26 protein-coding genes are annotated in these 24,421 nt (G+C 64.2%); 14 read left to right on the top strand and 12 right to left on the bottom strand.

Annotated elements, in window-relative coordinates; genetic code table 11:
* Nucleotides 1–157 precede the first annotated feature (157 nt).
* The 3 genes from ACMGGG_RS11640 (at nucleotide 158) to ACMGGG_RS11630 (ending at nucleotide 2,564) form a co-directional block, all read left to right on the top strand.
* Nucleotides 158–718 (top strand): DUF4174 domain-containing protein, encoded by a 561-nt coding sequence (locus ACMGGG_RS11640; RefSeq protein ID WP_151924602.1) that lies wholly within the window; start codon nucleotides 158–160, stop codon nucleotides 716–718.
* Between the two features lie 315 nt (nucleotides 719–1,033).
* Nucleotides 1,034–1,867, top strand: a complete 834-nt coding sequence (locus ACMGGG_RS11635) for a DUF692 domain-containing protein (RefSeq protein ID WP_054890715.1) — start codon at nucleotides 1,034–1,036, stop codon at nucleotides 1,865–1,867.
* Nucleotides 1,860–2,564 (top strand): DUF2063 domain-containing protein, encoded by a 705-nt coding sequence (locus ACMGGG_RS11630; protein WP_414155523.1) that lies wholly within the window; start codon nucleotides 1,860–1,862, stop codon nucleotides 2,562–2,564. Before ACMGGG_RS11635 ends, ACMGGG_RS11630 begins: the two co-directional genes overlap by 8 nt.
* 123 nt (nucleotides 2,565–2,687) lie before the next feature.
* Here ACMGGG_RS11630 and ACMGGG_RS11625 read toward each other — a convergent pair whose 3' ends face one another.
* The 4 genes from ACMGGG_RS11625 to ACMGGG_RS11610 all read right to left on the bottom strand — a co-directional run bounded on the left by ACMGGG_RS11625 (nucleotide 2,688) and on the right by ACMGGG_RS11610 (nucleotide 6,055).
* Nucleotides 2,688–3,182 (bottom strand): DoxX family protein, encoded by a 495-nt coding sequence (locus ACMGGG_RS11625; RefSeq protein ID WP_063545011.1) that lies wholly within the window; start codon nucleotides 3,180–3,182, stop codon nucleotides 2,688–2,690.
* Nucleotides 3,183–3,197: 15 nt separating this feature from the next.
* A complete protein-coding gene (locus ACMGGG_RS11620; protein WP_054890712.1) occupies nucleotides 3,198–3,824 on the bottom strand; it encodes a ferric reductase-like transmembrane domain-containing protein in 627 nt (208 codons plus the stop codon).
* Nucleotides 3,825–4,016: 192 nt separating this feature from the next.
* The gene (locus ACMGGG_RS11615) at nucleotides 4,017–5,318 is read right to left on the bottom strand and encodes a sensor histidine kinase (RefSeq protein ID WP_063545009.1); all 1,302 of its coding nucleotides are present in this window, start codon (nucleotides 5,316–5,318) and stop codon (nucleotides 4,017–4,019) included.
* Nucleotides 5,315–6,055, bottom strand: a complete 741-nt coding sequence (locus ACMGGG_RS11610; protein WP_054890710.1) for a response regulator — start codon at nucleotides 6,053–6,055, stop codon at nucleotides 5,315–5,317. Before ACMGGG_RS11610 ends, ACMGGG_RS11615 begins: the two co-directional genes overlap by 4 nt.
* Nucleotides 6,056–6,272: 217 nt before the next feature.
* Here ACMGGG_RS11610 and ACMGGG_RS11605 point away from each other — a divergent pair, with 217 nt between their 5' ends.
* Together ACMGGG_RS11605 and ACMGGG_RS11600 are read left to right on the top strand one after the other, a co-directional pair.
* A complete protein-coding gene (locus ACMGGG_RS11605; RefSeq protein WP_063545007.1) occupies nucleotides 6,273–6,548 on the top strand; it encodes a DUF2790 domain-containing protein in 276 nt (91 codons plus the stop codon).
* Nucleotides 6,538–7,107 (top strand): thioredoxin family protein, encoded by a 570-nt coding sequence (locus ACMGGG_RS11600; RefSeq protein ID WP_063545006.1) that lies wholly within the window; start codon nucleotides 6,538–6,540, stop codon nucleotides 7,105–7,107. The genes ACMGGG_RS11605 and ACMGGG_RS11600 overlap by 11 nt, the downstream gene beginning before the upstream one ends.
* A 30-nt stretch (nucleotides 7,108–7,137) precedes the next feature.
* Here ACMGGG_RS11600 and ACMGGG_RS11595 read toward each other — a convergent pair whose 3' ends face one another.
* Both ACMGGG_RS11595 and aroQ read right to left on the bottom strand, forming a co-directional pair.
* Nucleotides 7,138–7,986 carry a shikimate dehydrogenase gene (locus tag ACMGGG_RS11595; protein ID WP_414155522.1) on the bottom strand — a complete coding sequence of 283 codons (849 nt, stop codon included), beginning with the start codon at nucleotides 7,984–7,986 and terminating at the stop codon, nucleotides 7,138–7,140.
* Nucleotides 7,983–8,432, bottom strand: coding sequence for a type II 3-dehydroquinate dehydratase (aroQ, locus tag ACMGGG_RS11590; RefSeq protein WP_063545004.1), 450 nt, complete (start codon nucleotides 8,430–8,432; stop codon nucleotides 7,983–7,985). Before aroQ ends, ACMGGG_RS11595 begins: the two co-directional genes overlap by 4 nt.
* A 216-nt stretch (nucleotides 8,433–8,648) precedes the next feature.
* On the opposite strand from aroQ, the gene ACMGGG_RS11585 reads away from it, so the two are divergent.
* From ACMGGG_RS11585 to ACMGGG_RS11575, 3 genes are read left to right on the top strand one after another with little or no spacing between them, the layout of a single operon-like run.
* A complete protein-coding gene (locus ACMGGG_RS11585) occupies nucleotides 8,649–9,875 on the top strand; it encodes a TolC family protein (protein WP_414155521.1) in 1,227 nt (408 codons plus the stop codon).
* 47 nt (nucleotides 9,876–9,922) lie between these two features.
* On the top strand, nucleotides 9,923–11,128 hold the full coding sequence (locus ACMGGG_RS11580) for an efflux RND transporter periplasmic adaptor subunit (protein WP_414155520.1): 1,206 nt from the start codon (nucleotides 9,923–9,925) through the stop codon (nucleotides 11,126–11,128).
* A 14-nt stretch (nucleotides 11,129–11,142) separates the two neighbouring features.
* Nucleotides 11,143–14,274, top strand: a complete 3,132-nt coding sequence (locus ACMGGG_RS11575) for an efflux RND transporter permease subunit (RefSeq protein ID WP_414155519.1) — start codon at nucleotides 11,143–11,145, stop codon at nucleotides 14,272–14,274.
* Between the two features lie 27 nt (nucleotides 14,275–14,301).
* Here ACMGGG_RS11575 and ACMGGG_RS11570 read toward each other — a convergent pair whose 3' ends face one another.
* Both ACMGGG_RS11570 and ACMGGG_RS11565 read right to left on the bottom strand, forming a co-directional pair.
* Complete coding sequence (locus ACMGGG_RS11570) at nucleotides 14,302–15,624, bottom strand: MFS transporter (RefSeq protein WP_054890702.1); 1,323 nt, start codon at nucleotides 15,622–15,624, stop codon at nucleotides 14,302–14,304.
* A gap of 169 nt (nucleotides 15,625–15,793) precedes the next feature.
* On the bottom strand, nucleotides 15,794–16,477 hold the full coding sequence (locus ACMGGG_RS11565) for a FadR/GntR family transcriptional regulator (protein WP_054890701.1): 684 nt from the start codon (nucleotides 16,475–16,477) through the stop codon (nucleotides 15,794–15,796).
* A 278-nt stretch (nucleotides 16,478–16,755) separates the two neighbouring features.
* Here ACMGGG_RS11565 and ACMGGG_RS11560 point away from each other — a divergent pair, with 278 nt between their 5' ends.
* Genes ACMGGG_RS11560 through ACMGGG_RS11545 form a run of 4 tightly spaced genes read left to right on the top strand, consistent with a single transcriptional unit; the run spans nucleotide 16,756 to nucleotide 19,595 of the window.
* Nucleotides 16,756–17,538: a transporter substrate-binding domain-containing protein gene (locus tag ACMGGG_RS11560; protein ID WP_063544998.1), complete on the top strand. Its 783-nt coding sequence runs from the start codon at nucleotides 16,756–16,758 to the stop codon at nucleotides 17,536–17,538.
* Between the two features lie 22 nt (nucleotides 17,539–17,560).
* Nucleotides 17,561–18,226: an amino acid ABC transporter permease gene (locus ACMGGG_RS11555; RefSeq protein WP_054890699.1), complete on the top strand. Its 666-nt coding sequence runs from the start codon at nucleotides 17,561–17,563 to the stop codon at nucleotides 18,224–18,226.
* Entirely contained in the window at nucleotides 18,227–18,874 is a 648-nt protein-coding gene (locus ACMGGG_RS11550) for an amino acid ABC transporter permease (RefSeq protein WP_054890698.1), read from the top strand.
* Nucleotides 18,861–19,595, top strand: coding sequence for an amino acid ABC transporter ATP-binding protein (locus tag ACMGGG_RS11545; protein WP_112898343.1), 735 nt, complete (start codon nucleotides 18,861–18,863; stop codon nucleotides 19,593–19,595). The genes ACMGGG_RS11550 and ACMGGG_RS11545 overlap by 14 nt, the downstream gene beginning before the upstream one ends.
* A gap of 22 nt (nucleotides 19,596–19,617) precedes the next feature.
* Here ACMGGG_RS11545 and ACMGGG_RS11540 read toward each other — a convergent pair whose 3' ends face one another.
* From ACMGGG_RS11540 to ACMGGG_RS11530, 3 genes are all read right to left on the bottom strand, one after another.
* On the bottom strand, nucleotides 19,618–20,394 hold the full coding sequence (locus tag ACMGGG_RS11540) for a hypothetical protein (RefSeq protein WP_151924613.1): 777 nt from the start codon (nucleotides 20,392–20,394) through the stop codon (nucleotides 19,618–19,620).
* 174 nt (nucleotides 20,395–20,568) lie between these two features.
* Entirely contained in the window at nucleotides 20,569–21,459 is an 891-nt protein-coding gene (locus ACMGGG_RS11535) for a dihydrodipicolinate synthase family protein (protein ID WP_414155518.1), read from the bottom strand.
* Between the two features lie 33 nt (nucleotides 21,460–21,492).
* A complete protein-coding gene (locus ACMGGG_RS11530; RefSeq protein ID WP_414155517.1) occupies nucleotides 21,493–22,275 on the bottom strand; it encodes an aldolase in 783 nt (260 codons plus the stop codon).
* Between the two features lie 151 nt (nucleotides 22,276–22,426).
* Between ACMGGG_RS11530 and ACMGGG_RS11525 the strand changes: the two genes are divergently transcribed.
* Both ACMGGG_RS11525 and ACMGGG_RS11520 read left to right on the top strand, forming a co-directional pair.
* Complete coding sequence (locus ACMGGG_RS11525) at nucleotides 22,427–22,969, top strand: helix-turn-helix domain-containing protein (RefSeq protein ID WP_054890693.1); 543 nt, start codon at nucleotides 22,427–22,429, stop codon at nucleotides 22,967–22,969.
* Between the two features lie 10 nt (nucleotides 22,970–22,979).
* Nucleotides 22,980–23,759, top strand: coding sequence for an AraC family transcriptional regulator (locus tag ACMGGG_RS11520; protein ID WP_112898341.1), 780 nt, complete (start codon nucleotides 22,980–22,982; stop codon nucleotides 23,757–23,759).
* 5 nt (nucleotides 23,760–23,764) lie between these two features.
* Here ACMGGG_RS11520 and ACMGGG_RS11515 read toward each other — a convergent pair whose 3' ends face one another.
* Complete coding sequence (locus ACMGGG_RS11515; RefSeq protein ID WP_063544995.1) at nucleotides 23,765–24,349, bottom strand: LysE family translocator; 585 nt, start codon at nucleotides 24,347–24,349, stop codon at nucleotides 23,765–23,767.
* Nucleotides 24,350–24,421 lie beyond the last annotated feature (72 nt).

Below are 24,421 nucleotides of genomic sequence, written 5' to 3'. Positions count from 1 at the left end.
TGGGTGCCGGCCATTTCCGTACCTCCTGAGCGAAGGCCTGGACACCGGAAGTTACCTTTGCACAGCGCATGGTCCACCGCAGGTGGTTTAGGCTCCGTTTCGGATCTTTCTCTATGATCTGTAGTCATTGATATATCGAGAGAACAAGGAGATACACATGCTCGTCCGGTCACTGACCCTCGCCACCCTGCTTGCCGTCGCCGCCCCGCTATTGGCGGCCGACAGCGATGCGCCCCTGGCCAAGGAGCTGGGCAAGGCACGGCCACTGGTCGTGATCGCCCCCAGCAGCGCCGACCCGACCTTGCGCGGGCTGGAAGAGGCCATGAAAGATCCAGCTACCCAGGCCGGGTTCAAGGAGCGCAACCTGGTGCTGTTCAGCGTTGCCCAGATGATGGGCAAACGCGAAGACAAGAACCTCGAGCAGCAGACCACCATGGCGCTGATCCGCGAGCTCAAGCTTGGCGCGAGCAAAGGCACCAAGGTGATCCTGATCGGCAAGGATGGCGAGCGGCACATGCTCAAGGATGATGAAAGCGGTGAGAAGATCGACCCGCAGGCGATTTTCAAGGCGGTTGACGAATTGCCCGCCGCTGAGAAAGCCATCGCGACACCCGAGCCGGTAGCGGCCACCCCGGCCGCAGAGCCCAAAGCGAAAGAAACTGGCAAGGCCGCCAAACCAGCCAAGCCGGCAGCACCGCCCAAGCCACTGGACGACTGAAACCCCCGCGCCGGTCTTTGCAGACCGGCGTTTTTGTATCGCACTGTATCACCGGGCCCCGGTGACCGATTGCCATACAAATTCCGCCATTGCCCGATACACCAAGGACACACCATTGCGGCGAAATGAGCTGACCTTTCGACCGATGTGGAGCCTTGCCATGACCGCTATCTGCAATCTTCTCCCGCCGTTCTGCCGTTTCATTCGACAAATCTGACCTCTCGCCGGTTAGCGCGCGGGGCAAGCCATCTTCCATCGTTCAACGGAAGGCGGCTTGCCCCGCAGTCGTTTCCGGCCCCTGCGGAGACTTCTCTCATGCATTCCCAACCCTTGCTCACCGGCCTTGGTTTGCGCCGCGGCCTGCTTGCCGAACTGCTGAAACTGGAGCCAGGCACCGTGGACTTTCTCGAATGCGCCCCGGAGAACTGGATCAATGTCGGCGGCGCCTTTGGCCATGGCCTGGCGCAGCTCGCCGAACGTTTCGCAATCGCTTGCCATGGCCTGTCACTGTCGCTGGGCGGCCCCGAGGCGCTGGACCTGAAGCTGCTCGATAGCACCCGCCGTTTCATGGACCGATACCAGGTGAAGCTGTACAGCGAACACCTGAGTTATTGCAGCGATGATGGCCATCTCTACGACCTGATGCCTATTCCTTTCACCGACGAAGCTGTCCGCCATGTCTCTGCGCGTATCCGCCAGGCCCAGGATTGTCTGGGCAGGCGTATCGCGGTGGAAAACATCAGCTACTACGCCGCGCCTTACCAGGCGATGAGCGAGTTGTCGTTCATCCGCGCGGTGCTCGAGGAAGCCGACTGTGACCTGCTGCTGGACGTCAACAACGTCTTCGTCAATGCCTGCAACCATCGATACGACGCATTGGCCTTTCTCGAAGGGCTGCCGCGCGAACGGGTGGTTGGCATGCATGTGGCGGGGCACTACGACGAGGCGCCGGACTTGAAGGTCGATACCCACGGCGCTGCGGTGAAGGAAGACGTTTGGACGCTGTTCTCGATCGCTTGCCAGCGTTTCGGCAATCAGCCGACAGTGCTGGAGCGCGATTTCAACTACCCGCCCATCGCCGAGCTGCTGGCCGAGACGGCACGCATCCGGGCGCTGCAGCAGGCTGCCGGAGGGTTGCGCCATGACTGAGCTGCGCGAGCAACAATTCACCCTGGCCCGTCACCTGCGCGACCCGCAGCGCCATCCGGCGCCACCCGGTATCGAGGCGCGACGGTTGAGGGTTTACCGCGAGCTGTTCTACGGTGCCATCGAGGGCTTGCTGGCCGGCAGTTTCCCGGTGATGCGCAGGACCTTGGGCGATCAGGTCTGGCATGCCCGGGTGCGCGACTTCTACGCCAACTATCGCAGCCAGACCCCGTTGTTCACCGAGATTGCCGAGTGCTTCATCGACTATCTGCAAGGTGTCGAGCTGGATACCCCCTGGCAACTGGAACTGGCGCATTACGAGTGGATCGAGGCGTACCTGAGCCTCACTGATGCGCAGGACCCGGCACACGATCCAGACGGCGACCTGCTCGACGGGGAGCCGCTGCTGTCCTGTGTGGCCCAGGTGCTGGCTTACCAGTGGCCGGTGGAGCAAATCGGCCCGGGCTACCAGCCTGAACAGGCGCCAGAGATGCCGTCCCTGCTGCTGGTACACCGCGATGCAGGATTCAAGGTGCACTTTTCCCGCCTGGCGCCACTGGCGTGGCAGCTGTTGAACGCCTCGGGCAGTGGGCGTGAGCGTTTGCTGGCGCTGGGGGGCGAGGCGTCGCTCGAGGGCGGGAGAGTAATGCTCGAAGGGTTGCGCGCCCAGGGTGTGATCATTGGAACCCGGGCGCCCTGACGGGGCGCTTCAACCGGTGCCCGTATCAATCGTCCGGGCCCATCCACGGGTGTTTCCACTTCGCGAAAAACACAAAGCCCACACCTGGTAACAGGCGTGGGCTTTGTGTTCTGCGGGTCTTGATCAGCCGTGCTGCCAGCGGCGAGTCAGCCAATAATCCAGGCTCAGACGACCCGATCCCTTGAGCATCAGGGGCAGCAACGCCACCAGGTAGATCAGCGGAAGCTTGAAGTTGCCGAAGCCGCGGTCGGTAATGGTATAGCCCTGGGCCAGCTCAGCCAGCGAGGACCAATGTGCCGGCCAGTGCACGGAGGCGATCGCGACGACCGTCACCACGGCCAACACCGCCGAGGCCAGGCGTGTACCGAAGCCCAGCAGCAGGAGCAACGGACAGATCAGTTCGGCCCACATCGACACTTGCCAGTTGAACTCAGCGGGCAGCATGTTGAACGGGAAGGGGAAGTTGGCCTGCAAGTCGACGAACCAGTTGTTGCCATTGAACTTTTCAAGGCCCGACTCGAAGAACTCCCAGGCCAGGAACAGCCGCAGGGGCAGGTCCGCGCTCCAGTTGCCGGTGTTGTCAATGCGTGCAAGGGTGCGATTGATCAGTGTTGTCATGGTGCAGGTCTCGCTTCAGCAGGAAAGGGCGGGTTTGGCGCGGCGCAGGTGTTGAGCGCGCTTTGCGGTGAGCTTGAGGACGATGGCGGCGAACATCAGGGCGAATGCCAGCGGGTACCAGCCGCCCATCGGGATGCGCTTGTAGAACGACAGGCAGAACACCCCGGCCAGCACCCAGGTGCCGGTGCTGTGCAGGCCTCGCCACAGGCGACCGCCTAGCAGGCGCATGGCGCCTTTGAACGAGGTCAGGGTCAGCAGCAGGATGAACAGGTAGCCGACACTGCCGGGAATGTTGGCCACTGCGGTGCGGCCGGCCCAGAACAGCTCCGGGAAGCGTTGCGCATAGAGGTAGATCAGCACGCCATGAACCGTGTGGGAGAAGGCGAAGGCCAACCCGAGGAAACGTCGCTCACGCAGCACCTGGCGGCTGAAGGCGCCAGGCAACAGGGTCACCAGCGAGGAGGCCAGAAACGTCAGCAGGAACAGCGCGAAGGAGCTTCGCGCGGTGGCGCGGATGGCGGTGCGCAGGGCATCGGCAGAGCCGACGGGGTGCATCCACAGTGCCAGTCCGGTCATCAGCAGGGTCAGGCCGGCAAGGGCAGCGAACAGCTTCCAGCCGGAGGGTAACGCGAGGTTTTTCATGAGCAGCTCCCAGGTCGTCGACGGCGAATGCCGTCGCGTTGTTGTGGCTGGGAGTGTGTTGGGAAGGGGTATCTGCAGTGTGTCGGCGAGGCGCGGATTGTGTATCGGCGTGTACCGTTAGGCGGGTGTGCTACAGAACCGTACAAGACCCGAGGGTAGGAGGGGAGACCCCTCCTATAGGCAGGGTTATTTCTACAGGTGCGAGGGCGGCAGTTCTATCTGGGCGCACAACCCACCGCTTTCACGATTGCTCAGGCTCAGTCGCCCACCCATGGCCTGGGTCAGTTGATGGGCAATTGCCAGCCCTAGCCCGGTCCCACCGGTACTGCGATTGCGTGAACCTTCGACCCGATAGAAGGGTTTGAGCACCTCGCCCAACTCCTGCTCGGGAATCCCCGGACCTTCGTCGAGCACCCGGATCAGGGTGTCGCCGGTACTCCGGTGGCTGACTTCCAGGCGCGCAGAGCCGGCGAACTTCAAGGCGTTGTCCAGCAGGTTGACCAGGACTCGGCGCAGGGCATGGGGGCGGGTGTGCAGCACCGTGTCGGTATCGCCGCAGCGTACGACCTGCGCACCGCTGTCCTGGTAATCGAATACCAGGCTGTCGAGAAACGCGTCTAGATTGACCTTGCATGGCTGTTCGGTGCTGCTGTCCATGCTGCGGGCGTAGGCTACCCCCTCGCGCACCAGATGCTCCATGGCGCTCAGGTCGCTCCACAGTTTGTCCTTCTCCAGCCCGTCGTCCATCACTTCCACGCGCAGCTTCATACGCGTGATCGGTGTCTGCAGGTCATGGGAGATGGCGGCCAACAATTGCATGCGCTCCTTGAGATAAGCGGCGATGCGTGCCTGCAGGGCGTTGAAGGCGACGGCGGCGTACTTCACCTCGCGCGGGCCGCTCTCATCCAGCTGTGGCCCGGGCTTGTCGGGGTCGAGGTGGTCGACGGCCTGGGCCAGGCGCGTCAGCGGGCCGATCGCCAGGCGTACCGCAAGCCAGGTGCACAGCAGCAGGATCGCCAGCTGGAACAACAGCACCACCGGTAGCCAGGTGGCCAGTGGCACCGGCGCCGGGGTGACGTCGATGGTCAGTGGCGCGCCGTCGGCGAACTTGAGGTGCGCCTGGAAGTGCGGGTTCGGCCCAGGGATATCCTGGAAGGTCAGGTGATAGTCCTTGCCGATCGCCTTGACGATCGACTCTGCTGCCATGGGCGGGTCGGCGCTGGGCATGCTCTGGCCGACAAGGCCTTGGTCGAGGCGGTAGCGGTAGTTGTGACGCTCCAGGCGCGCAAGCCACCCAGCACGTTCGGCGGCGGGCAGGCGATCGAGGATGGCCACCGAGGTGGCGACGTCCATTTCCAGGTTGCTCAGCATCATCGAGCGGCTGCTGACATAGCGCTCGTAGAACTGAAGGCCGAACGAGGAGCCGTAGGCCAGCACCAGCCCCGTCAGGAAGATCAGTGCCAGGCGCGAAGCGAGGGTGCCCGGCCACTTCATGTCGGCGACTCGATCAGCGAGACCGGCAGCGAGAACACATAGCCCTCGCTGCGCACGGTCTTGATGCAGGTCGGTTCGCGCGCGTCATCGCCCAGGCGCTGGCGCAACCGGCTGACCAGCAAGTCGATGGAACGGTCGAAGATGTCGGCTTCGCGGCCCTGGGTGAGGTTGAGCAGTTGCTCGCGGCTGAGCACCCGCTGCGGATGGTCGAGGAATACCCGTAAAAGGCGGTACTCGGCGCCGCTCAAGGCCACGAGTGTGCCTTCGTCGTCGAGCAGGTGACGGGCGGTGGTGTCCAGGCGCCATTGGCCGAAAGCGATCAGCCGGCTGCTTTCGCTGATGGTGAGGTTGGGCGGCAGCATGCGCGTGCGGCGCAGCACTGCATTGATCCGCGCCAGCAGCTCGCGGGCGGAGAACGGTTTGGTCAGATAGTCGTCGGCGCCCATTTCCAGGCCGATGATGCGGTCGGTCTCGTCGTTGCGTGCAGTGAGCATCAAGACTGGCGTGTTGCGGTGCTTGCCAGCGCGTAATTCGCGGCACAGCAACAGGCCGTCGTCGCCAGGCATCATGATGTCGAGCACGACCAGGTCGACGGAGTTGCCCTCGAGAAAGCTGCGCATCTGCCGACCGTCAGCGACGATGCTCGTGCGCAGACCGTTCTTCTTAAGGTAGTTGCCGACCAGCTCGCGAATTTCGCGGTCGTCGTCGACGATCAGGATGTGATCGACGTGTTCCATCATGGTGGTCCTGTAATGAGTGCGATGGGCACAGTGTAACGAGGCTCGGCTCGCTTGCCTGCGGGTGTTTGTATTGCAGTGTATCTGTCGGCGACACAGATACAGAACGAAGCAGCACGTGCGTTTCTCGACACACGGGCGATACCTGGCGGGCTTCAAATGGCTCTCGACCGGGGAGTGAACTGCTCTCCACCTAAAGCCCCGCAGGAGATACACCATGAACTTCAAGACCCTTGCCAGTGCCAGCCTGTTCGCCGTACTCAGCTTCGGCGCCATCGCCGCCCAGGCCAGCACCCAACCGATGCCCGACAGCCAGGCCATGCAGTACCGCTACGGTGATCACCTGGACGTCAAGCGCGTACTGTCGGTGAAGAACGATCGCAGCAACGCCTGTGGCGTGGTCAATACCCGCATGGATTACCTGGACTCGCAGGGTCAGGCACAGAGCGTCGAGTACCGTACCTATGCCACCGGTGGTTGCCATGACAACTGATCGCAGCCAGGCTGAGCCAGGCAGCCCCTGGCGACGCCGCTGGCTCAAGGTCGGCGGTGTGGTCCTGGCGCTCGCAGGCCTGGGCCTGGCCGGGCACCTGCTGGCGCGCGACGACCTGGGGCCGATGCCTTCGCTGGCAGGTGCCCAGGCGTGGATCAACTCGCCGCCGTTGGATGCGCCTGCGCTCAAGGGCAAGGTCGTGCTGGTGGACTTCTGGACCTGGGACTGCATCAACTGCAAGCGCAGCATGCCGTACGTCAACCAGTGGGCCAAGCGCTATGCCGACCAGGGGTTGGTGGTGGTGGGCGTGCATACGCCGGAGTACGACTACGAGCATGATGTGGGCAATCTCAGGCAGAAGGTACGCTCGCTCGACATCGGTTATCCGGTGGCGGTCGACAACGATTACCGGATCTGGAATGCCTGGGGCAACCAGTTCTGGCCGGCGCATTACTTCGTCGATCGCAAGGGGCAAGTGCGCCATGTGCATTTCGGTGAAGGGGACTACGCTGGCCAGGAACAGGTGATCCGCGAGCTGCTGGCCGAGCCGTCGACGTAGGCGCCGGCCAGCGCCGCTGCAGCGGGCCACTCAGCGCAAACTGGCAAAGTGTTCCTGCATCCGTATCGGGTCGGCCTTGCGACCGCTGAACAGCTCGAATGCCTTGACCGCCTGGAACACGGCCATGGTGCCGCCGTCGAGTGTCTGGCAGCCCAGCGCTCGGGCGTGGCGCAACAGCTCGGTTTCGAGTGGGAAGTAGATAATCTCGGCCACCCACAAGCGCCTGTGCAGCAGTTCGACCGGCAACGGCGTACCCGGCAGCTTGGCCATGCCCACCGGCGTGGTATTGACCAGCCCGTCGGCTGTCGCCAAGGCGTGGGCCAGGTTTGCGCCCAACTGCGCGCGGCCGGCCCCGAAGCGTGCGCTGAGGTTGTCCACCAGCGCTTGCCCGCGTGCGCGGTCTACCTCGAACAGCACCAGGCTCTCGACTTCCTCGGCCAGCAACGCATGAGCCACCGCGGCCCCCGCGCCGCCAGCGCCCATTTGCACCACCTGGCGCCGAGCAACGCCGGGCAGGCCTCGGCGCAGGCCTTCGGCGAAACCCAGGCAGTCGGTGTTGTGGCCAATGCGCCTGCCGTCCTTGAACACCACGGTGTTGACGGCGCCGATGCCGCGCGCCTCGTCCGATAGCTCATCGAGCAGCGGCAGGATCGCCTGCTTGAACGGGAAGGTGATGTTCAACCCGGTAAAACCGGTGTGCTGCGCCGCGTCGAGCAAGCGGGGCAGGGCGCTGTCGTCCACACCCAGCTGGTCGGCATCGATCAGCCGGTACAGGTAGCGCAAGGCCTGGGCGTCGCCTTCGTGCTCGTGCAGCGCAGGTGTGCGCGAGGCCTGGATGCCGCGCCCGATCAGGCCGGCGAGGATGCTGTGCGGGGTCATGCTGCGACCTCCTGCAGCAGTTGCTGGAAGTGGGCAAGCGCTGCGCGGTAGCCCTGGCTGCCCAACCCGCAGATCACCCCCACGGCCACCGCCGATACGAACGAGAGATGCCGGAACGGCTCGCGCTTGTAGACGTTGGACAGGTGCACCTCGATCACCGGCAGTTCACAGGCGACCAGCGCGTCACGGATGGCAACCGAGGTGTGGGTCCAGGCGCCGGGATTGATCAGGATGCCGGCGCAGCGGCCACGGGCGCCATGTATCCAGTCGATCAGTTCACCTTCGTGGTTGGTCTGGCGAAACTCGGTTTCCAGGCCCAGCTCACGGGCGCTGGCAGCGCACAGATTGGCAAGGTCGGCGAGGGTTTCCCGGCCGTAGTGATCAGGTTCGCGGGTGCCCAGCAGGTTGAGGTTGGGGCCGTTGAGTACGAGGATTGGGCATGGCATGGCGCAGCATCGCTTTTATTGTTGGTTGCAACAAGTTTTGTACTATCTGGTTAGTTTTGTAAATCAGCTGGCGCCGCTCGGTATGAAAATCGGGGGCGATAATCGCCCACCGTTCCGGCTGGATTACAGAATCGTAATCTTCACGCCACCGCCACGATAACCGCCGCGCCCTAGAGTCCCTCGCCAGCAACCGCCAGCCGTCGAGGACCCCAGACCGTGCCGTTCAAACCCTCCCGCTTCCTCGCCCTGATTTGCCTGCTGTCGGCCAGTGCTGTCGCCCAGGCAGGACAGGGCCTGACCCTGAACCAGGCGCTCGATGCGGCGTTTGCCGATAATCCGGACCTGGCTGCCGTGCGCCAGGCGCTTGGCATTGCCGAAGGCGAACGGCGCCAGGCGGGTCTGATACCCAACCCGGAGCTTTCCTGGGAGCGTGAAGACACTCGCCGCGATACCAGCACCACCACGGTCATGCTCAGCCAGGCGCTCGAGTTGGGTGGCAAGCGTGGCGCGCGTGTCGAGGTGGCCAAGGCCGGGCAGGATATCGCGCGATTGGAGCTCGAGCGCCAGGGCAATGGCCTGCGTGCCGATGTGACCCAGGCTTTCCATGCTGCACTGCGGGCGCAGACTGCGGTGGAGCTGGCCGAGCAGTCCAAGGCCTTGACCGAACGGGGCCTGCGGGTGGTAAAGGCGCGGGTTGCGGCGGGCCAGTCATCGCCGGTCGAGGCCACTCGCGCCGACGTGCAGTTGGCCCAGGCTCTGGCGCAACTGCGCCGTGCCGAAGCGGATCGCACGGTGGCCTGGCAGGCGCTGTCGCGCTTGATTGGCAGCGCCGATGTGGCGTTCACGCAGCTTGATGGCAACGGCTTGTTGCCTGGCCCGGTGCCACAGGCCGAGGTCTTGCTGGGCAAGGTCGAGCAGACCGTCGAGTGGCGCCTTGCGGCCGCGCAGATCGAGCGTGGAGACGCCGCGCTGGGTTCGGAAAAGGCCCAGCGGATCCCCAACCTCACGGTCAGCCTGGGCAGCCAGTACAGCCGCGAGGACCGTGAACGGGTCAACGTGGTCGGGCTGTCCATGCCGCTGCCGCTGTTCGACCGAAACCAGGGCAACGTGCTGGCGGCCTCGCGTCGCGCCGACCAGGCCCGCGACCTACGCAACGCAGTGGAACTGCGCCTGCGCAGCGATACCCGCAGCGCACTGAGCCAGTGGACCATGGCCATGGCCGAGGTCAACGCTTACGACCGCACCATCCTGCCCTCGGCACGCCAGGCGGTAGATACCGCTACGCGTGGCTTCGAGCGCGGCAAGTTCGCTTTCCTCGACGTTCTGGACGCCCAGCGCACGCTGATCGAGGCCCGCGGGCAGTACCTCGACGCCCTGGCGTCGGCAAGCGATGCCCGGGCACAGGTCGAGCGGATCTATGGCCAGCTGGATGCCGGGCGCTGAGGCGCGAATCGAGCGTTCTACCTTCTTCATTTGCAGCAGGAGCCCCCATGAACACCACCCGCAAGTTCGCCATCCTTGCCACTCTGGTCGCCGTGATCGGCGTCGGTGGGCTGGCCTGGACCGGCAATCTCGCCCCCGCAAAGACCAGCGAATCAAACCATGACGAGCATGGCGATGACGGCCACGACCACGGCAGCGCGCCTGCTGCGTCCGGCGAGGAAGGTCACGATGAAGAGGGCGAGCTGCATCTTTCTGCAGCGCAGATCGAGGCGGCCGGGATCCAGTTGGTGACCGCCGGCCCGCGTGCCCTGGGTACGGCGATCAGTTTTCCTGGCGAGATTCGTTTCGATGAGGACCGTACCGCCCACGTGGTGCCGCGTGTTCCGGGTGTGGTCGAGTCGGTGCAGGCCGACCTCGGCCAGCCGGTCAAACGTGGCCAGGTGCTGGCGGTGATCGCCAGCCAACAGATCTCCGAGCTGCGCAGCGAGCAGCAGGCGGCGCAGCGGCGGGTCGAGCTGGCGCGGCTGACCTTCGAGCGTGAAAAGCAGCTATGGCAGGAGCGCATCAGCGCCGAGCAGGATTACCTGCAGGCTCGCCAGGTTTTGCAGGAAGCTGAGATCGCCTTGGCCAATGCCGGGCAGAAGGTTGCGGCCGTGGCCCCGGCGGGGGTGGGTAATCGCTACGAGCTGCGTGCACCGTTCGATGCGGTGGTGGTGGAAAAACACCTGACCGTCGGCGAAGTGGTGAGTGAGGCCAGCAATGCCTTCACCTTGTCCGATTTGAACCGAGTCTGGGCCACGTTCGCCGTGACCCCGCGCGATCTGGACAAGGTCACCAGCGGCCGCGCCGTGACCGTGAGTTCGCCGGACCTCGATGCGCAAGTCGAGGGCACCATCAACTATGTCGGCAACCTGCTCGGCGAGCAGAACCGCGCCGCCACTGCCCGCGCCACGCTGACCAATCCCAAGGGGGCGTGGCGCCCCGGGTTGTTCGTCAATATCGCGGTGACCGTCGAGCAAGCAGCGGCGGCCGTGGTGGTCCCACAGATTGCCCTGCAGACCCTCGAAGAGCGCAGCGTGGTGTTCGCTCGTACCCCTGATGGCTTCCAGGCGCTGCCAGTCAAGACCGGCCGCCGCGATGGCGGCTTCGTCGAAATCACCGAAGGCCTGGCCTGCGGCACCCAGGTAGCGGCGGCAGGTAGCTTTGTCCTCAAGTCCGAGCTGGGCAAGGGCTCGGCCGAGCACAGTCACTGATCCGGGAAACCCTCATGTTCGAACGCCTGATTCAATTTGCCATCGAGCAACGCCTGGTGGTGATGCTCGCCGTGGTGCTGATGGCTGCGGTGGGCATCCACAGCTACCAGAAGCTGCCGATCGACGCGGTGCCCGATATCACCAACGTGCAGGTGCAGATCAATGCCGCTGCACCAGGCTATTCGCCGCTGGAAACCGAGCAGCGCATCACCTACGCCATCGAAACGGCCATGGCCGGCCTGCCCGGGCTCAAGCAGACCCGTTCGCTGTCGCGTTCGGGTTTGTCGCAGGTGACCGTGATCTTCGATGACGCCACCGATATCTTCTTCGCCCGGCAACTGGTCAACGAGCGCCTGCAAGTCGCCCGCGAGCAGTTGCCCGAGGGCATCGAAGCGGGCATGGGGCCAATCTCGACGGGCCTGGGGGAGATCTTCCTGTGGACGGTCGAGGCTCGGGACGGTGCACTCAAGGAGGACGGTACGCCCTACACCGCTACCGACCTGCGGGTGATTCAGGACTGGATCATCAAGCCCCAACTGCGCAATGTGCCGGGGGTGGCCGAAGTCAACAGCATCGGTGGCCACGCCAAGCAGTACCTGATCGCACCGGATCCCAAGCGCCTGGCGGCCTACAAGCTCACGCTCGACGACCTGATCGCGGCGTTGCAGGGCAACAATGCCAACGTCGGCGCGGGTGCCATCGAGCGCAACGGCGAGCAGTTGCTGGTGCGTGCGCCGGGGCAGGTGGCGTCGATCGAGGACATTGCCAACATCGTCATTTCCAGTGCCGATGGTGCGCCGATTCGTGTCAGCCATGTGGCCCAGGTCGGCCTGGGCGAAGAACTGCGCTCGGGAGCGGCGACCGATAATGGTCGCGAGGTGGTGTTGGGCACGGTGTTCATGCTGATTGGCGAGAACAGTCGCACGGTGTCCCAGGCCGTCGCGGCGAAGCTTGCCGAGATCAACCGCAGCCTGCCCGAGGGCGTGGTGGCGGTCACGGTGTACAACCGCACCAACCTGGTGGAAAAAGCCATTGCCACGGTGAAGAAGAACCTGGTCGAAGGCGCCATCCTGGTGGTCGCCGTGCTGTTCCTGTTCCTGGGCAACATCCGTGCAGCGTTGATCACGGCCATGGTCATTCCGCTGTCGATGCTGTTCACCTTCACCGGTATGTTCGCCAACAAGGTCAGCGCCAACCTGATGAGCCTGGGGGCGCTGGACTTCGGCATCATCGTCGACGGTGCGGTGGTGATCGTCGAGAACGCCATCCGTCGACTGGCCCATGCCCAACACAAGCACGGGCGCATGCTGACCCGTGCCGAGCGCTTCCATGAAGTGTTCGCGGCTGCCCGCGAGGCACGCCGGCCCCTGATCTACGGGCAGTTGATCATCATGGTGGTGTACCTGCCGATCTTTGCCCTGACCGGTGTCGAAGGCAAGATGTTCCACCCCATGGCATTCACCGTGGTCATGGCCTTGCTGGGGGCGATGATTCTTTCGGTGACCTTCGTGCCGGCAGCGATTGCGCTGTTCGTCACAGGCAAGGTCAAGGAGGAAGAGGGTGTGTTGATGCGTACGGCTCGCCAGCGTTACGCCCCGGTGCTCGCCTGGGTACTGCGTCGACGCAAGCTGGCCTTCGCCGCTGCCGCAAGCCTGGTACTGTTGTCGGGTGTATTGGCCAGTCGCATGGGCAGTGAGTTCATTCCCAGCCTCAGCGAGGGCGACTTCGCCCTGCAATCGCTGCGCGTGCCGGGCACCAGCCTGAGCCAATCGGTGGACATGCAGCAACGCCTGGAACGGGCGATCATCGCCCAGGTACCCGAAGTCGAGCGGGTGTTCGCCCGCACCGGGACCGCCGAGATCGCCTCGGACCCGATGCCGCCGAACATCTCCGATGCCTACGTGATGCTCAAACCGCGTGAGCAGTGGCGCGATCCAGGCAAACCGCGCGAAGCGCTGATTGCCGAGGTGCAGCAGGCTGCCGCCAGCGTGCCGGGCAGCAACCATGAACTGTCGCAACCCATCCAGCTGCGCTTCAACGAGCTGATTTCCGGGGTGCGCAGCGATGTGGCGGTGAAGGTCTTCGGCGACGACATGGACGTGCTCAACGCCACGGCGGCGAAAATTGCCACCACCTTGCAGCAGGTGCCGGGGGCATCGGAGGTGAAGGTCGAGCAGACCACCGGGCTGCCGGTACTGACCATCGATATCGACCGCGACAAGGCGGCACGCCACGGTCTGAACGTTGCCCAGGTGCAGGATGCGGTGGCCATCGCTGTCGGCGGGCGCAAGGTGGGGACGCTGTATGAAGGGGACCGGCGCTTCGACATGGTGGTGCGCCTGTCCGAGGCCCTGCGCACAGACGTCGACGGCCTGGCGAACCTGCTGATACCGGTGCCGGCCAGTGCTGGCGCCACTCAGATCGGCTTTATCCCGTTGTCGCAGGTGGCAACCCTCAACCTGCAATTGGGGCCGAACCAGGTCAGCCGCGAGGATGGCAAGCGCGTGGTGGTGGTCAGTGCCAACGTGCGTGGCCGTGACCTGGGTTCGTTCGTCGAACAGGCCGAGCAGACCCTGATCGACCAGGTGCAGGTTCCGCCTGGGTACTGGACACGCTGGGGTGGGCAGTTCGAGCAGTTGCAGTCGGCTGCCGAGCGGCTGCGGGTGGTGGTGCCGGTTTCACTGCTGCTGGTGATGGCGTTGCTGCTGATGATGTTCAACAACCTGCGTGACGGCTTGCTGGTGTTCACAGGCATTCCGTTTGCCCTTACCGGAGGGGGGCTGGCCCTGTGGCTGCGGGATATTCCATTGTCGATTTCGGCAGGGGTCGGGTTCATCGCGCTGTCGGGGGTGGCGGTGCTCAACGGCCTGGTGATGATCGCCTTCATTCGCAGCCTGCGAGAAGAGGGGCGATCGCTGCGGGAGGCGGTCGAGGAGGGCGCGTTGACCCGTCTGCGGCCGGTACTGATGACCGCGCTGGTGGCGTCGCTGGGGTTCATCCCGATGGCGCTGGCCACCGGCACGGGCGCCGAGGTGCAGCGGCCGCTGGCGACAGTGGTGATCGGTGGGATCCTGTCGTCGACGGCCTTGACCTTGCTGGTGTTGCCCGCACTCTATCGCTGGGCGTACCGGCGGGAGGAAGATTGAGAGGGCTACCCGCCGGCTCCGGTGATGTCAGACCGAGGCTGGCTGGCTCCCCAGCGATTCCTCATGCAGGGAGATGCGTGAAGTCTCCGGTAGCGCCAGCCCGCCAACCAGCGCCACCAGGGCGATAACCACCAGGTAGAAGGCCGGCGCCAGGCTGCTGCCGGTCTGGCCGATAAGCCAGGTCGCCACCAGCGGCGCGGTGCCGCCGAAAAGTGTATAGGCGACGTTGTAGGTGATGGCCGAGGCGGTGTAGCGGGTGCGGGTCGGGAAGCTCTCCGACAGCAAGGCCGCGGTGACCACCCCGCTGGACAAAGCGCCTACCGCCAGCAGGATCACCCCCAGCAACGCGCCCGCCATCGAGCCGGAGCTTGCCAGCCAGTAAGCCGGGAACACGCAGACCATCACCCAGAGGCATGTGAAGCCAATGGTTCGGCGGCGTCCGATCCAGTCGGAAAAGGCACCTGCCAGCGGGCAGCCAGCCGCTGCGAACAGCAGCGCCACGGTGGTGACCAGTAGCGACTGGGCGCGGCTGAGGTTGCCGACCAGTTGCAGGTAGGTGGCGAAGTAGGTGGTGAACATGTAGAACGACAACGCCGTCAGTGAGATGAACGCGCCCAGGTTGCGGATCGCCCGGCCATGGTGGCGCAGCGTTTCCTTGAGTGGCGAATGTTCGTGCTCGCGGCCCTCGGCGATGGCTTCGCGGAAGGCCGGTGTTTCCTCCATGCGCCAGCGCAGGTAGAGCCCGACCAGACCCAGCGGCGCGGCGATCAGGAAAGGCACGCGCCAGCCCCAGCTGTTCATGGCGTCCGGCGTCAGGCTGGCTTCAAGGGCATAGGCAATGACCGCCGCGCAGGCGAATGCCGAGAAGGTCGAAACTGGCACGAAACTACCGTAGAACGCACGTTTTTCCCGAGGCGCATGCTCCATCAGGTAAGCGCAGGCCCCGGCGTATTCGCCACCGGCGGAAAAACCTTGCAGGCAGCGCGCCAGGGTCAGCAGTACGGGCGCGGCGATGCCGATGCTGGCGTAGGTCGGCAGCAGCCCGATGAGCGTGGTGGAGCCCGCCATGAGCAGGATGGTCAGCGACAGGATGCGCTTGCGTCCCAGGCGATCGCCCAATGCGCCGAACACGATGCCGCCCAGCGGACGCAGGGCGAAGGCCACGGCGAAGACGGCAAAGGTCTTGAGCAGGGCGACACTGGCGTCCTGGCTGGCGAAGAACTGGCTCGCGATCAGCGTGGCGAGAAAACCGTATACCGCGAAATCGAACCACTCGACGAAGTTGCCGATGGCCGAGGCGGCAATCACCCGACGCAGGGTGGCGGGGGATACTTCATGGGATACAGACATGCGAATGCTCTCCGGTTGTCATAGGCAGCCTGGCGGGGGTGGACACGGTCGAGCCGTGTCGTCTCATTGTCAGGGCCAGTAGAGCGGAGGGCGGGGGTCGGTGCATCCTTGAGGGCGACACCGGGATATCTGTTTCAACCGGTAATCCGTCGCGCACGGCAGTCCTCGCTCAGACGGCGAATACCACCCCGGTACGCGAGGCAGCGTTGCGGATATGCTCCTGCATCGCTCGCTGCGCCCCGGCTTGCGACCTGCGCTCGAGGGCCTTGAGGATCTTGCGATGTTCCTGCCAGGTCTCCATGGCCCGCTCAGGGCGAATGAACGGCAGCTTCTGGCTCTCCAGGAAAATTTCCTGGCTGGTGGTGATCACCTGCAGCATCGCCTGGTTGCCACAGGCCTGCAGCAGCAACTGATGGAACTCGAAATCGAGCCGCGCCGCCTGCTCGAAGCGCCCGTTGCGCAGCTCCTGGCGCATGGCCTCGACGTTGGCCTGGAGCCTGTCGATGTGATCGGCGGTCAGTGCCAGCGCAGCCTGCCCGGCGGCGAAACCCTCCAGCGCATAGCGCAGTTGGAAGGTATCAGCCGCCGACACCTGTTCGGCATAGGGCCAGGAAAATCCGCTGGGTGTCGGGCTCTGCACGAAGACGCCTTTGCCCGGCTGCACGCTCACCAGCCCCAGTGCACTGAGCGACGACAGCGCCTCGCGCAGTGAGGCGCGGCTGACACCAAGCCGTTCGGCCAGGTCGCGTTGCGAGGGCAGGGCATCACCCGGCTGGTAACCGCCTTCATCGATAAGCTTGCGGATGGCCTGCAGTGCCAGTTCCGGGACGGCGCGGGGGAGGGTGTCGAGCATGCTGTTCAGACCAGTCAGAGGGCTATGACGCTGACGTTTTACGGTGAACGGACCGTGCTGGCAAGCGTTGCGCCAACCTGGCGCAGCCCCTCAGGGCCCTGCACGAAAGCGGGGCGCATTGCGGGGCAGAGGATGACCATGCGCTGCAACTGTTCAGACCAGTAAGACCTTGCAGTCACGGGCCTGGCAGCGTTTCGCAACGGGGTTGAGCGCAGACTGGCATGCCCCCTGCAATGGCCAGGTCAGTCCCATCACCCGAGTTCCTGCGAGGCCTACCCATGACGTTCCGCTCCCTGCTCCTGGCAACCCTGTTCTGTGGCACCTCCCTGGCCCTGCCGTTGGCTCAGGCCGACGCGCTGGCCGATATCAGTGCCCGTGGCGTGCTCAAGGTGGCCGTGCCCCAGGACTTCCCGCCGTTCGGTTCGGTCGGCCCGGACATGAAGCCCCGTGGCCTGGATATCGATACCGCGCAACTGCTGGCCGACAAGCTCGGTGTGAAGCTGGCCCTGACCCCGGTCAACAGCACCAACCGCATCCCTTTCCTGACCACGGGCAAGGTCGACCTGGTGATCTCGAGCCTGGGCAAGAACCCTGAGCGTGAGGCCGTGATCGACTTCTCGCAGCCCTACGCGCCGTTCTACCTGGCCGTGTTCGGTCCGGCCGAGACGAAGATCGATGACATCGGCGCGGTGGCCGGCAAGACCATCAGCGTCACCCGCGGCTCGATCGAAGACATGGCCCTGACCGCCGTGGCACCCAAGGATGCGGTGATCAAGCGCTTCGAAGACAACAACTCGACCATCGCCGCCTACCTTTCCGGGCAGGTCCAGTTGATTGCCAGCGGCAGCGTGGTGATGTCGGCCATCGCCGAGAAGAACCCGGCCAAGGTGCCGGTGGTGAAGGTCAAGCTGAAGGACTCGCCGGTTTACGTGGGTGTGGCCAAGAACGAGGCGGCGCTGCTGGAGAAGGTCAATAGCAGCCTGGCCGCAGCGAAGGCCGACGGTAGCCTGAACCGCAATGCCGAGAAATGGCTCAAGCAACCTCTCCCTGCCGATCTTTGAGCGGCTGCGGACACCTCTAGCCATGGCTTATCAATTCGACTTCGCCCCCGTGCTCGCCCAGGGTGACCTGCTGCTCAAGGGGGCCCTGTTCACCCTGCAGCTGACCGCCATCGGCACCGTGCTCGGCCTTGCCATCGGCGTGATCGGCGCCGGTGTGCGGGCCTGGCGCCTGCGCCCGTTCGACCTGCTGTTCGGCCTGTACGTGGAACTGATCCGCAACACGCCGTTCATCGTGCAGCTGTTCTTCATCTTCTTCGGCCTGCCCGCGCTGGGCGTGCGCCTGAGCGAATGGGAGGCGGCAGTGCTGGCGATGGTGATCAACCTGGGGGCCTATTCCACCGAGATCATTCGCGCCGGTATCCAGGCGATTCCCCGGGGGCAACTGGAAGCCGCAGCGGCCCTGGCCATGAGCCGGTTCGAGGCGTTCCGCCACGTGGTCCTGCGGCCTGCGCTGGCCAAGGTCTGGCCGGCGCTGACCAGCCAGATCGTGATCGTCATGCTCGGCTCCGCAGTGTGCTCGCAGATTGCCACCGAGGAACTGTCGTTCGCCGCCAACTTCATCCAGTCGCGCAACTTCCGTGCGTTCGAGACCTACCTGCTGACCACCGTCCTGTACCTGCTGATGGCCATCCTCGTGCGCCAGTTGCTGAGCTGGATCGGGCAGCGCCTGCTGATGGGGAAACGCTGAATGGACTTCACCTTCTGGGACATCCTGCGCAACCTGCTGACGGGCCTTCAATGGACACTGGCCTTGTCGCTGGTGGCATTCGCCTGTGGCGGCCTGGCCGGGTTGCTGGTACTGATCGGGCGCATTTCCGAGCGGGCACTGCCAAGGCGCCTGGCCCGTGGCTACATCGAGCTGTTTCAGGGCACACCGCTATTGATGCAGTTGTTCATGGTGTTCTTTGGCATTGCGCTGTTCGGCATCGACGTCTCGGCATGGATGGCGGCGGCGATCTCCCTGACCTTGTTCACCAGTGCGTTTCTCGCCGAGATCTGGCGGGGTTGCGTGGAGTCGATTCCACGTGGCCAGTGGGAGGCCTCCGGCAGCCTGGCGCTCAGCCGTATGGAGCAGTTGCGCCACGTCATCCTGCCCCAGGCACTGCGCATCGCCATCGCGCCGACCGTGGGCTTTTCGGTGCAGGTGGTCAAGGGCACGGCGGTGACCTCGATCATCGGCTTCACCGAACTGACCAAGACCGGCGGCATGATCGCCAACGCCACCTTCGAACCCTTCATGGTCTATGGCCTGGTCGCGCTGGGCTATTTCATCCTCTGTTATCCGCTCTCGCTGAGCGCCCGTTATCTGGAAAGGAGGCTGCATGCCCCTGCTTAGAGTGTCCGCGCTGCACAAGTACTACGGCGACAATCACGTGCTCAAGGGCGTCGACCTGAGCATCGAAGAGGGCGAAGTGGTCGCGATCATCGGCCGCAGTGGCTCGGGCAAGAGTACCTTCCTGCGCACGCTGAACGGCCTTGAGTCGATCAGCGACGGGGTGATCGAGGTGGACGGTGAATACCTCGACGCCAGCCGTGCCGACTTGCGCGCCTTGCGGCAGAAGGTCGGGATGGTGTTCCAGCAGTTCAATCTGTTCCCGCACCTGACCGTGGGCGAGAACGTGATGCTGGCGCCGCAAGTGGTGAAGAACACCGGCAAGGCGCAGGCGCGTGAGTTGGCCGAGCGCATGCTGGCCAGGGTGGGGCTGGCGGAGAAGTTCGACGCCTACCCGGATCGCCTCTCGGGCGGGCAGCAGCAGCGGGTGGCGATCGCCCGCGCGCTGGCGATGTCGCCCAAGGTCTTGCTGTGCGACGAGATCACCTCGGCGCTGGATCCGGAGCTGGTCAACGAGGTGCTGGGTGTGGTGCGGCAACTGGCCAGCGAAGGCATGACCCTGATCATGGTCACCCACGAGATGCGCTTTGCCCGTGAGGTGGGCGACAAGCTAGTGTTCATGCACCAGGGCAAGGTGCATGAGGTGGGCGATCCCGGCGAGCTGTTCGCCGCTCCGCGTACCGCGGAGCTGGCGAACTTCATTGGCATGACGGTACCGACCTGAAGGCCTCGGAACCAGACACAGCCTAATCACGGCCGACTTTCCAGGGCGCGTACTCGAGCAACCCGTTACCGGCGAAATTGCCATGCGCGTCTGGCGCGAACCCTGGCATCTGCCCCAGGTCGAGGTTCAGGCACTGCCGGTTGAGCCGGGCCTGGAGGGCTCCGTCCATGCGAAACGCGTCCTTGCGCACCGGGTGCGGGGCAAGCTCAACCAGGCAGCCTGTTACCCGGCCTGCGGCATCTGCTTGGTAGCGGATCAGGGCCAGGCCTACGCTGTCGACTGGTTCATCGCGCATCAGCGTCCGCCACAGAAACTGATTATCGGCATGCTGCTGGCGTCGTTGCTGCTCACGTTCCGACACATAGGGCGGCCTGAGCAGGACCAACGGCGCGACCAGTTGCACCTCTCCCTTGTCACCCTGCATCCCGGCGGGCACTTTGGGGTAGACAGTTTTCCAGCACTGGCTCTGGACGGTACTGGCCAAGAGTTTGCGGTCGGTGGCGGTCATGTCTTGAGGGAACTGCACGGCCAGGCTCGCCTTGGCACGATGGGTACTGCAGGCGATCGGGCGGCTGTCGCGATCCAGGGTGACTTCCAGGTTGAGCACTCCAGCCATCTGGCCGCCGGTGGCAGCCAGCATGTCGTGGTGCAGCATGCCCATGGTCTGCTCGATGAAGGCCTGGCGAGCCTTGGGGTCGACAGGTGGCGCAGCGTCGGCCTTGGGCCCGCTCTGGCAGCCACCGAGCAGCAGGATAGTGGCAAGGCCGAGCAATGCAAGGGACAAGCGTGGATCTGGCACGAACACATCCTTGATAGCAGGACGGAACCGTCATGGTCCGTTTTGGAGGGGCAGCATATCGAACGGACGAGCTGAGGCAAAATTCAGGGTTGGCGAAGATTTTTCAGGGTGTTGCGGGCCCTTCCGAGCCCGCAGCCACGAGAGTCATGGCACAACCATCAATCTTTCGGGCTTTCAACGATCCTGCAAGTCGTGCAGCAGATCCTTCAGCACGCCACGACCCTGCTCATCCAGCCCGAACACTGGCCGCCGCGGCTCGCCCACTGCCAGCCCGGTCATGCCCAGGCCGGCCTTGATGGTGGCCGGCAGACCGCCTTTGAGAATGAAGTCAAGCAGCGGCAACTGACGATAGAACAAGGCTTTCGCCTGCTCGAGATCGGCATTGCGCACGGCTTGGTAAAGTTGCTGGTTCAATCCTGGAATCAGGTTGGCCGCAGCGGTGCACCAGCCCTTGGCTCCGGCCACGAAGGCCTCCAGCGCCAGCGGATTGCAGCCGTTGTAGAACGGCACCTGGCCTTCACCGAGCAGTTGCAGCCTGTGCATGCGCTGGATGTCGCCAGTACTCTCCTTGACCATGGTGACGTTGTCCACCTCGCGGACAATGCGCAGGATCAGTTCCACCGGCATATCAGTGCCGCTGGTGGCGGGGTTGTTGTAGAGCATGATCGGCAGGTCGACCGCAGCGCCGATGCTGCGGTAATGCGTGAGGATCTCGGCTGCACTGAGCTTCCAGTAGGCCGACGGCAGCACCATCACCGCATCGGCACCGTGCTGCTGGGCGAAGCGGGCGCGGCGGATCGCGCCAGCGGTGGTCAGGTCGGAGACGCTGACGATGCTGGGCACGCGCTTGGCAATGCGTTCGAGGCTGTATTGGGCGACTTGATGCCATTCGCTGTCGCTCAGGTAGGCGCCTTCACCGGTGCTGCCCAGTGGAGCGATTGCGTGCACGCCGCTGTCGATGAGGCGATCGATGGACTGGCCCAGGGCAGGCAGGTCGAGCTGTTCGCCGTCCTGGCTGAACGGGGTGATGGTGTAGCCGATGATGCCGTGGAATTCTGTGGTCATGATGGGTGGCTCCGCAAGCAAGGCATTCAGGGGTCAGTCAAGGCAGTTGGCGTGTTTGCGCAGGCTCTGCCGGGCGAAGTAGTTGAACGAGGCGCCGTGGCGCTTGGGGCGGTCGATCCAGTCGTGGGCTTCACGACCAAGCTGCGGGTCGATGGGTTTGATGCTGTCGGCGGACATCGCCAGCAACTGAAGGCGCGCGGCGCGTTCGATCAATTGGGCATAGACGCAAGCCTGCTCGATACTGGTGCCGGTGGACAGCTGGCCGTGGTGCGAAAGCAGGATGGCGCGCTTGTCACCCAGGGCCTGGCTGATGATCTCGCCTTCTTCGTTGCCCACCGGTACGCCAGGCCAGGCGCCGAGGAACGCGCAATCGTCGTACAGCGGGCACAGGTCCATGTGCGAGACCTGCAGCGGCACCTCCAGCATCGACAGGGCGGCAACGTGGGTGGGGTGGGTGTGGATGATGCAGTTCACATCTGGCCGGGCGCGGTACACCCAGCTGTGAAAGCGGTTGGCGGGGTTGGGCATGCCTTGGCCTTCGAGCACCTCCAGGTCTTCGTTGACCAGCAGCAGGTTGCTGGCACTGATCTCGTCGAAGCCCAGGCCCAGTTGCTGGGTGTAGAACGTGCCGGGTTGCGGGCCTCGGGCGCTGATCTGCCCGGCCAGGCCCGAGTCATGGCCATGGTCGAAGAGAATTCGACAGGTCAGGGCCAGCTTTTCGCGTACAGTCCACGTATTATCGGCGAGTGAGCCTTGCATCTGTGCCAGCGCTTTGTGCACCAGTTGCTCTTTGCCGAGTGTCAGGGTGTTGGCCATGGGGATATCCTCTGTGGCGTGCTGATGATGCCAGTGCTTGCCCGCCCCGCTGCTTTGATCGGGAGAGGGGCGGTCAATCACATGACACAAAACAATCTACATGACACAAAGTGTCATTAGCAAGGCCGTTCACACGGGAAAACCGCGCCGCATGTCTATCCGCTTGAAACTGCTGAGAAAGAAACTGGGCATTACCCTGGAGGTGCTGGCTGAGAAATCCGGCATGACCAAGAGCTACTTGTCGAAGGTCGAGCGTGGGTTGAACACCCCTTCGATCGCGGCGGCGTTGAAGCTGGCCAGGGCATTGAACGTCAATGTCGAAGAATTGTTTGCCGAAGATCACACTCTCCAGGCGCGCTACAGCCTGGTGCGCAGCGGTGAGCGCCAGGCCCTGGTAGGTGATGGTGCAGGCCCGGGTTATACGGTGCTGACGTCACAGATCGGGCAGCGCAGCCTGTTACCCTTTCTTGTTCAGCCACCCCGAGATTTCAGTGATCCCACGTTCAAGGAGCACCAGGGCGAGGAATTTCTGTTCGTCCATGCGGGCCAGGTCGAGGTCGATTTCATGTCTGAGCGGGTCTTGCTGGAGCAGGGCGATGCCCTGCATTTCAACGCGCAGACACCGCATCGGCTGCGCTCGGTCGGTGAGTGCCAGGCGCAGTTGCTGGTCGTGGTACAAGGCGGTGAGGCATGAGGCGCGGACGATGATCGAAGTGTCGCGGTTCTGGCGCGATCCAGCGTTGCCCTTCGTCGAGGCGCGGCGGGTGGGAGATGGGCGCCAGGTCTGCTATGGCCCGCATTCGCATGAAGGCTTTTCCGTGGGTGTGGTGACGGGCGGGCGCAGCAGCTACCTGTCCGGCGATACCTGGCGCGAGCTTTCGGCCGGCGCCACGGTGTTGATGAACCCCGGTGTGGTACATGCGTGCAATCCGATCGAGGGTGAAGTCTGGTCGTACCTGATGTTGTACGTCGACCTGCCCTGGCTTGAGGCGCAGGGCTTCGTCCTGCCCCAGGCAACCTACAGCGAGTCGCCAGCGCTCTATGCGCGTCTGTTGCAGCTCTTCGCCGGGCTGTTCGATGGCGATACCGACGCCCGTGAAACGATGCTGAAGGCGTTCTTCAAGGCACTGCCGGGATACCTCGAGGCAGCGCCCGGCGCGCATTCGCAGGCACATCCGCGTCTGGAAGCGGCAGCGGCCTTCATTCGTGCCCATCGCCTCGACCCTTTGAGCCTTGACGATATCTGCGCCGCCGCGGGGTTGTCGCGGGCGTATCTGATTCGCGCGTTCCGCCGACGCTTTGGCTTGACGCCCCATGGGTATCTGGTCGACCAGCGGGTACAGCACGCCCGGGCGCAATTGCGTCGCGGACGCGGGATCGCCGAGGTGGCGCTGGAGGCGGGCTTCGCCGATCAGGCGCATCTGCAGCGGGCCTTCAAGCAGCATCTGGCCGCCACGCCAGGGCATTACCGCAGCGGCGGTTGAGCGCGTTAGCCCAGTACCAGGTACACCGCGCTGGCGACCAGCAGTACCGCCAAACCGCGATTGAACAGACGCATGTGACGCGGGTTTCCCAGGTACTGACTGATCACGCTGCCAGCCCACGCCCAGCTGGCCACTGAGACGAAGCAGATGGGTGCATACAGCCAGGTGAACAGCCACAGCAGTTGCTGATCGCCGCCGGTGTAGGCGCCGATTCCGGCCACTGAAGCCAGCCAGGCCTTGGGGTTGAGCCATTGCATCACAGCACCGTGCCAGAACGACGGCGCCTGCGTCTGATGGCTGGCGTTCAGCTGGCCGTTGTCGCTGGACAGCTTCCAGGCCATGTACAACAGGAACAACACCCCACCCCAATGCAGCAGGCGGCCTATCACTGGCCAGCGCAGCAGCACTTCATGCAGCCCCAGGCCGATCAGTACCAGCAGCAGGCAGAACCCCAGGCTGGCGCCTGCAGCATGGCCCAGGCTGGCACGCAGCCCATGACGTGCACCACTGCCGAGGGCGACTATATTCACAGGGCCAGGAGAAATCGAGGCCGCCAAGGCGAAGGCGGCCATGGACAGTGACAGGCTCATGAAGGGCTTCCTTGATGTTGAATGAGGTCACGCATCCTGGCTCACCGTTGAGGCCCTGGTATTGAATGAAAG

Source organism: Pseudomonas sp. BNK-44-b (genome assembly GCF_047456245.1).
Lineage (GTDB): Bacteria > Pseudomonadota > Gammaproteobacteria > Pseudomonadales > Pseudomonadaceae > Aquipseudomonas > Aquipseudomonas machongensis.
The sequence above is the reverse complement of the archived record's forward strand: the minus strand, read 5'-3'. Positions and strand labels throughout refer to the sequence as shown.

Excerpts from the sequence above, each read along its gene's own strand:
- ACMGGG_RS11640 (WP_151924602.1), top strand. The coding sequence starts at position 158 with ATGCTCGTCCGGTCACTGACCCTCGCCACCCTGCTTGCCGTCGCCGCC.
- ACMGGG_RS11635 (WP_054890715.1), top strand. The coding sequence starts at position 1,034 with ATGCATTCCCAACCCTTGCTCACCGGCCTTGGTTTGCGCCGCGGCCTG.
- ACMGGG_RS11630 (WP_414155523.1), top strand. The coding sequence starts at position 1,860 with ATGACTGAGCTGCGCGAGCAACAATTCACCCTGGCCCGTCACCTGCGC.
- ACMGGG_RS11625 (WP_063545011.1), bottom strand. The coding sequence starts at position 3,182 with ATGACAACACTGATCAATCGCACCCTTGCACGCATTGACAACACCGGC.
- ACMGGG_RS11620 (WP_054890712.1), bottom strand. The coding sequence starts at position 3,824 with ATGAAAAACCTCGCGTTACCCTCCGGCTGGAAGCTGTTCGCTGCCCTT.
- ACMGGG_RS11615 (WP_063545009.1), bottom strand. The coding sequence starts at position 5,318 with ATGAAGTGGCCGGGCACCCTCGCTTCGCGCCTGGCACTGATCTTCCTG.
- ACMGGG_RS11610 (WP_054890710.1), bottom strand. The coding sequence starts at position 6,055 with ATGGAACACGTCGATCACATCCTGATCGTCGACGACGACCGCGAAATT.
- ACMGGG_RS11605 (WP_063545007.1), top strand. The coding sequence starts at position 6,273 with ATGAACTTCAAGACCCTTGCCAGTGCCAGCCTGTTCGCCGTACTCAGC.
- ACMGGG_RS11600 (WP_063545006.1), top strand. The coding sequence starts at position 6,538 with ATGACAACTGATCGCAGCCAGGCTGAGCCAGGCAGCCCCTGGCGACGC.
- ACMGGG_RS11595 (WP_414155522.1), bottom strand. The coding sequence starts at position 7,986 with ATGACCCCGCACAGCATCCTCGCCGGCCTGATCGGGCGCGGCATCCAG.
- aroQ (WP_063545004.1), bottom strand. The coding sequence starts at position 8,432 with ATGCCATGCCCAATCCTCGTACTCAACGGCCCCAACCTCAACCTGCTG.
- ACMGGG_RS11580 (WP_414155520.1), top strand. The coding sequence starts at position 9,923 with ATGAACACCACCCGCAAGTTCGCCATCCTTGCCACTCTGGTCGCCGTG.
- ACMGGG_RS11575 (WP_414155519.1), top strand. The coding sequence starts at position 11,143 with ATGTTCGAACGCCTGATTCAATTTGCCATCGAGCAACGCCTGGTGGTG.
- ACMGGG_RS11570 (WP_054890702.1), bottom strand. The coding sequence starts at position 15,624 with ATGTCTGTATCCCATGAAGTATCCCCCGCCACCCTGCGTCGGGTGATT.
- ACMGGG_RS11565 (WP_054890701.1), bottom strand. The coding sequence starts at position 16,477 with ATGCTCGACACCCTCCCCCGCGCCGTCCCGGAACTGGCACTGCAGGCC.
- ACMGGG_RS11560 (WP_063544998.1), top strand. The coding sequence starts at position 16,756 with ATGACGTTCCGCTCCCTGCTCCTGGCAACCCTGTTCTGTGGCACCTCC.
- ACMGGG_RS11555 (WP_054890699.1), top strand. The coding sequence starts at position 17,561 with ATGGCTTATCAATTCGACTTCGCCCCCGTGCTCGCCCAGGGTGACCTG.
- ACMGGG_RS11550 (WP_054890698.1), top strand. The coding sequence starts at position 18,227 with ATGGACTTCACCTTCTGGGACATCCTGCGCAACCTGCTGACGGGCCTT.
- ACMGGG_RS11545 (WP_112898343.1), top strand. The coding sequence starts at position 18,861 with ATGCCCCTGCTTAGAGTGTCCGCGCTGCACAAGTACTACGGCGACAAT.
- ACMGGG_RS11535 (WP_414155518.1), bottom strand. The coding sequence starts at position 21,459 with ATGACCACAGAATTCCACGGCATCATCGGCTACACCATCACCCCGTTC.
- ACMGGG_RS11530 (WP_414155517.1), bottom strand. The coding sequence starts at position 22,275 with ATGGCCAACACCCTGACACTCGGCAAAGAGCAACTGGTGCACAAAGCG.
- ACMGGG_RS11525 (WP_054890693.1), top strand. The coding sequence starts at position 22,427 with ATGTCTATCCGCTTGAAACTGCTGAGAAAGAAACTGGGCATTACCCTG.
- ACMGGG_RS11520 (WP_112898341.1), top strand. The coding sequence starts at position 22,980 with ATGATCGAAGTGTCGCGGTTCTGGCGCGATCCAGCGTTGCCCTTCGTC.
- ACMGGG_RS11515 (WP_063544995.1), bottom strand. The coding sequence starts at position 24,349 with ATGAGCCTGTCACTGTCCATGGCCGCCTTCGCCTTGGCGGCCTCGATT.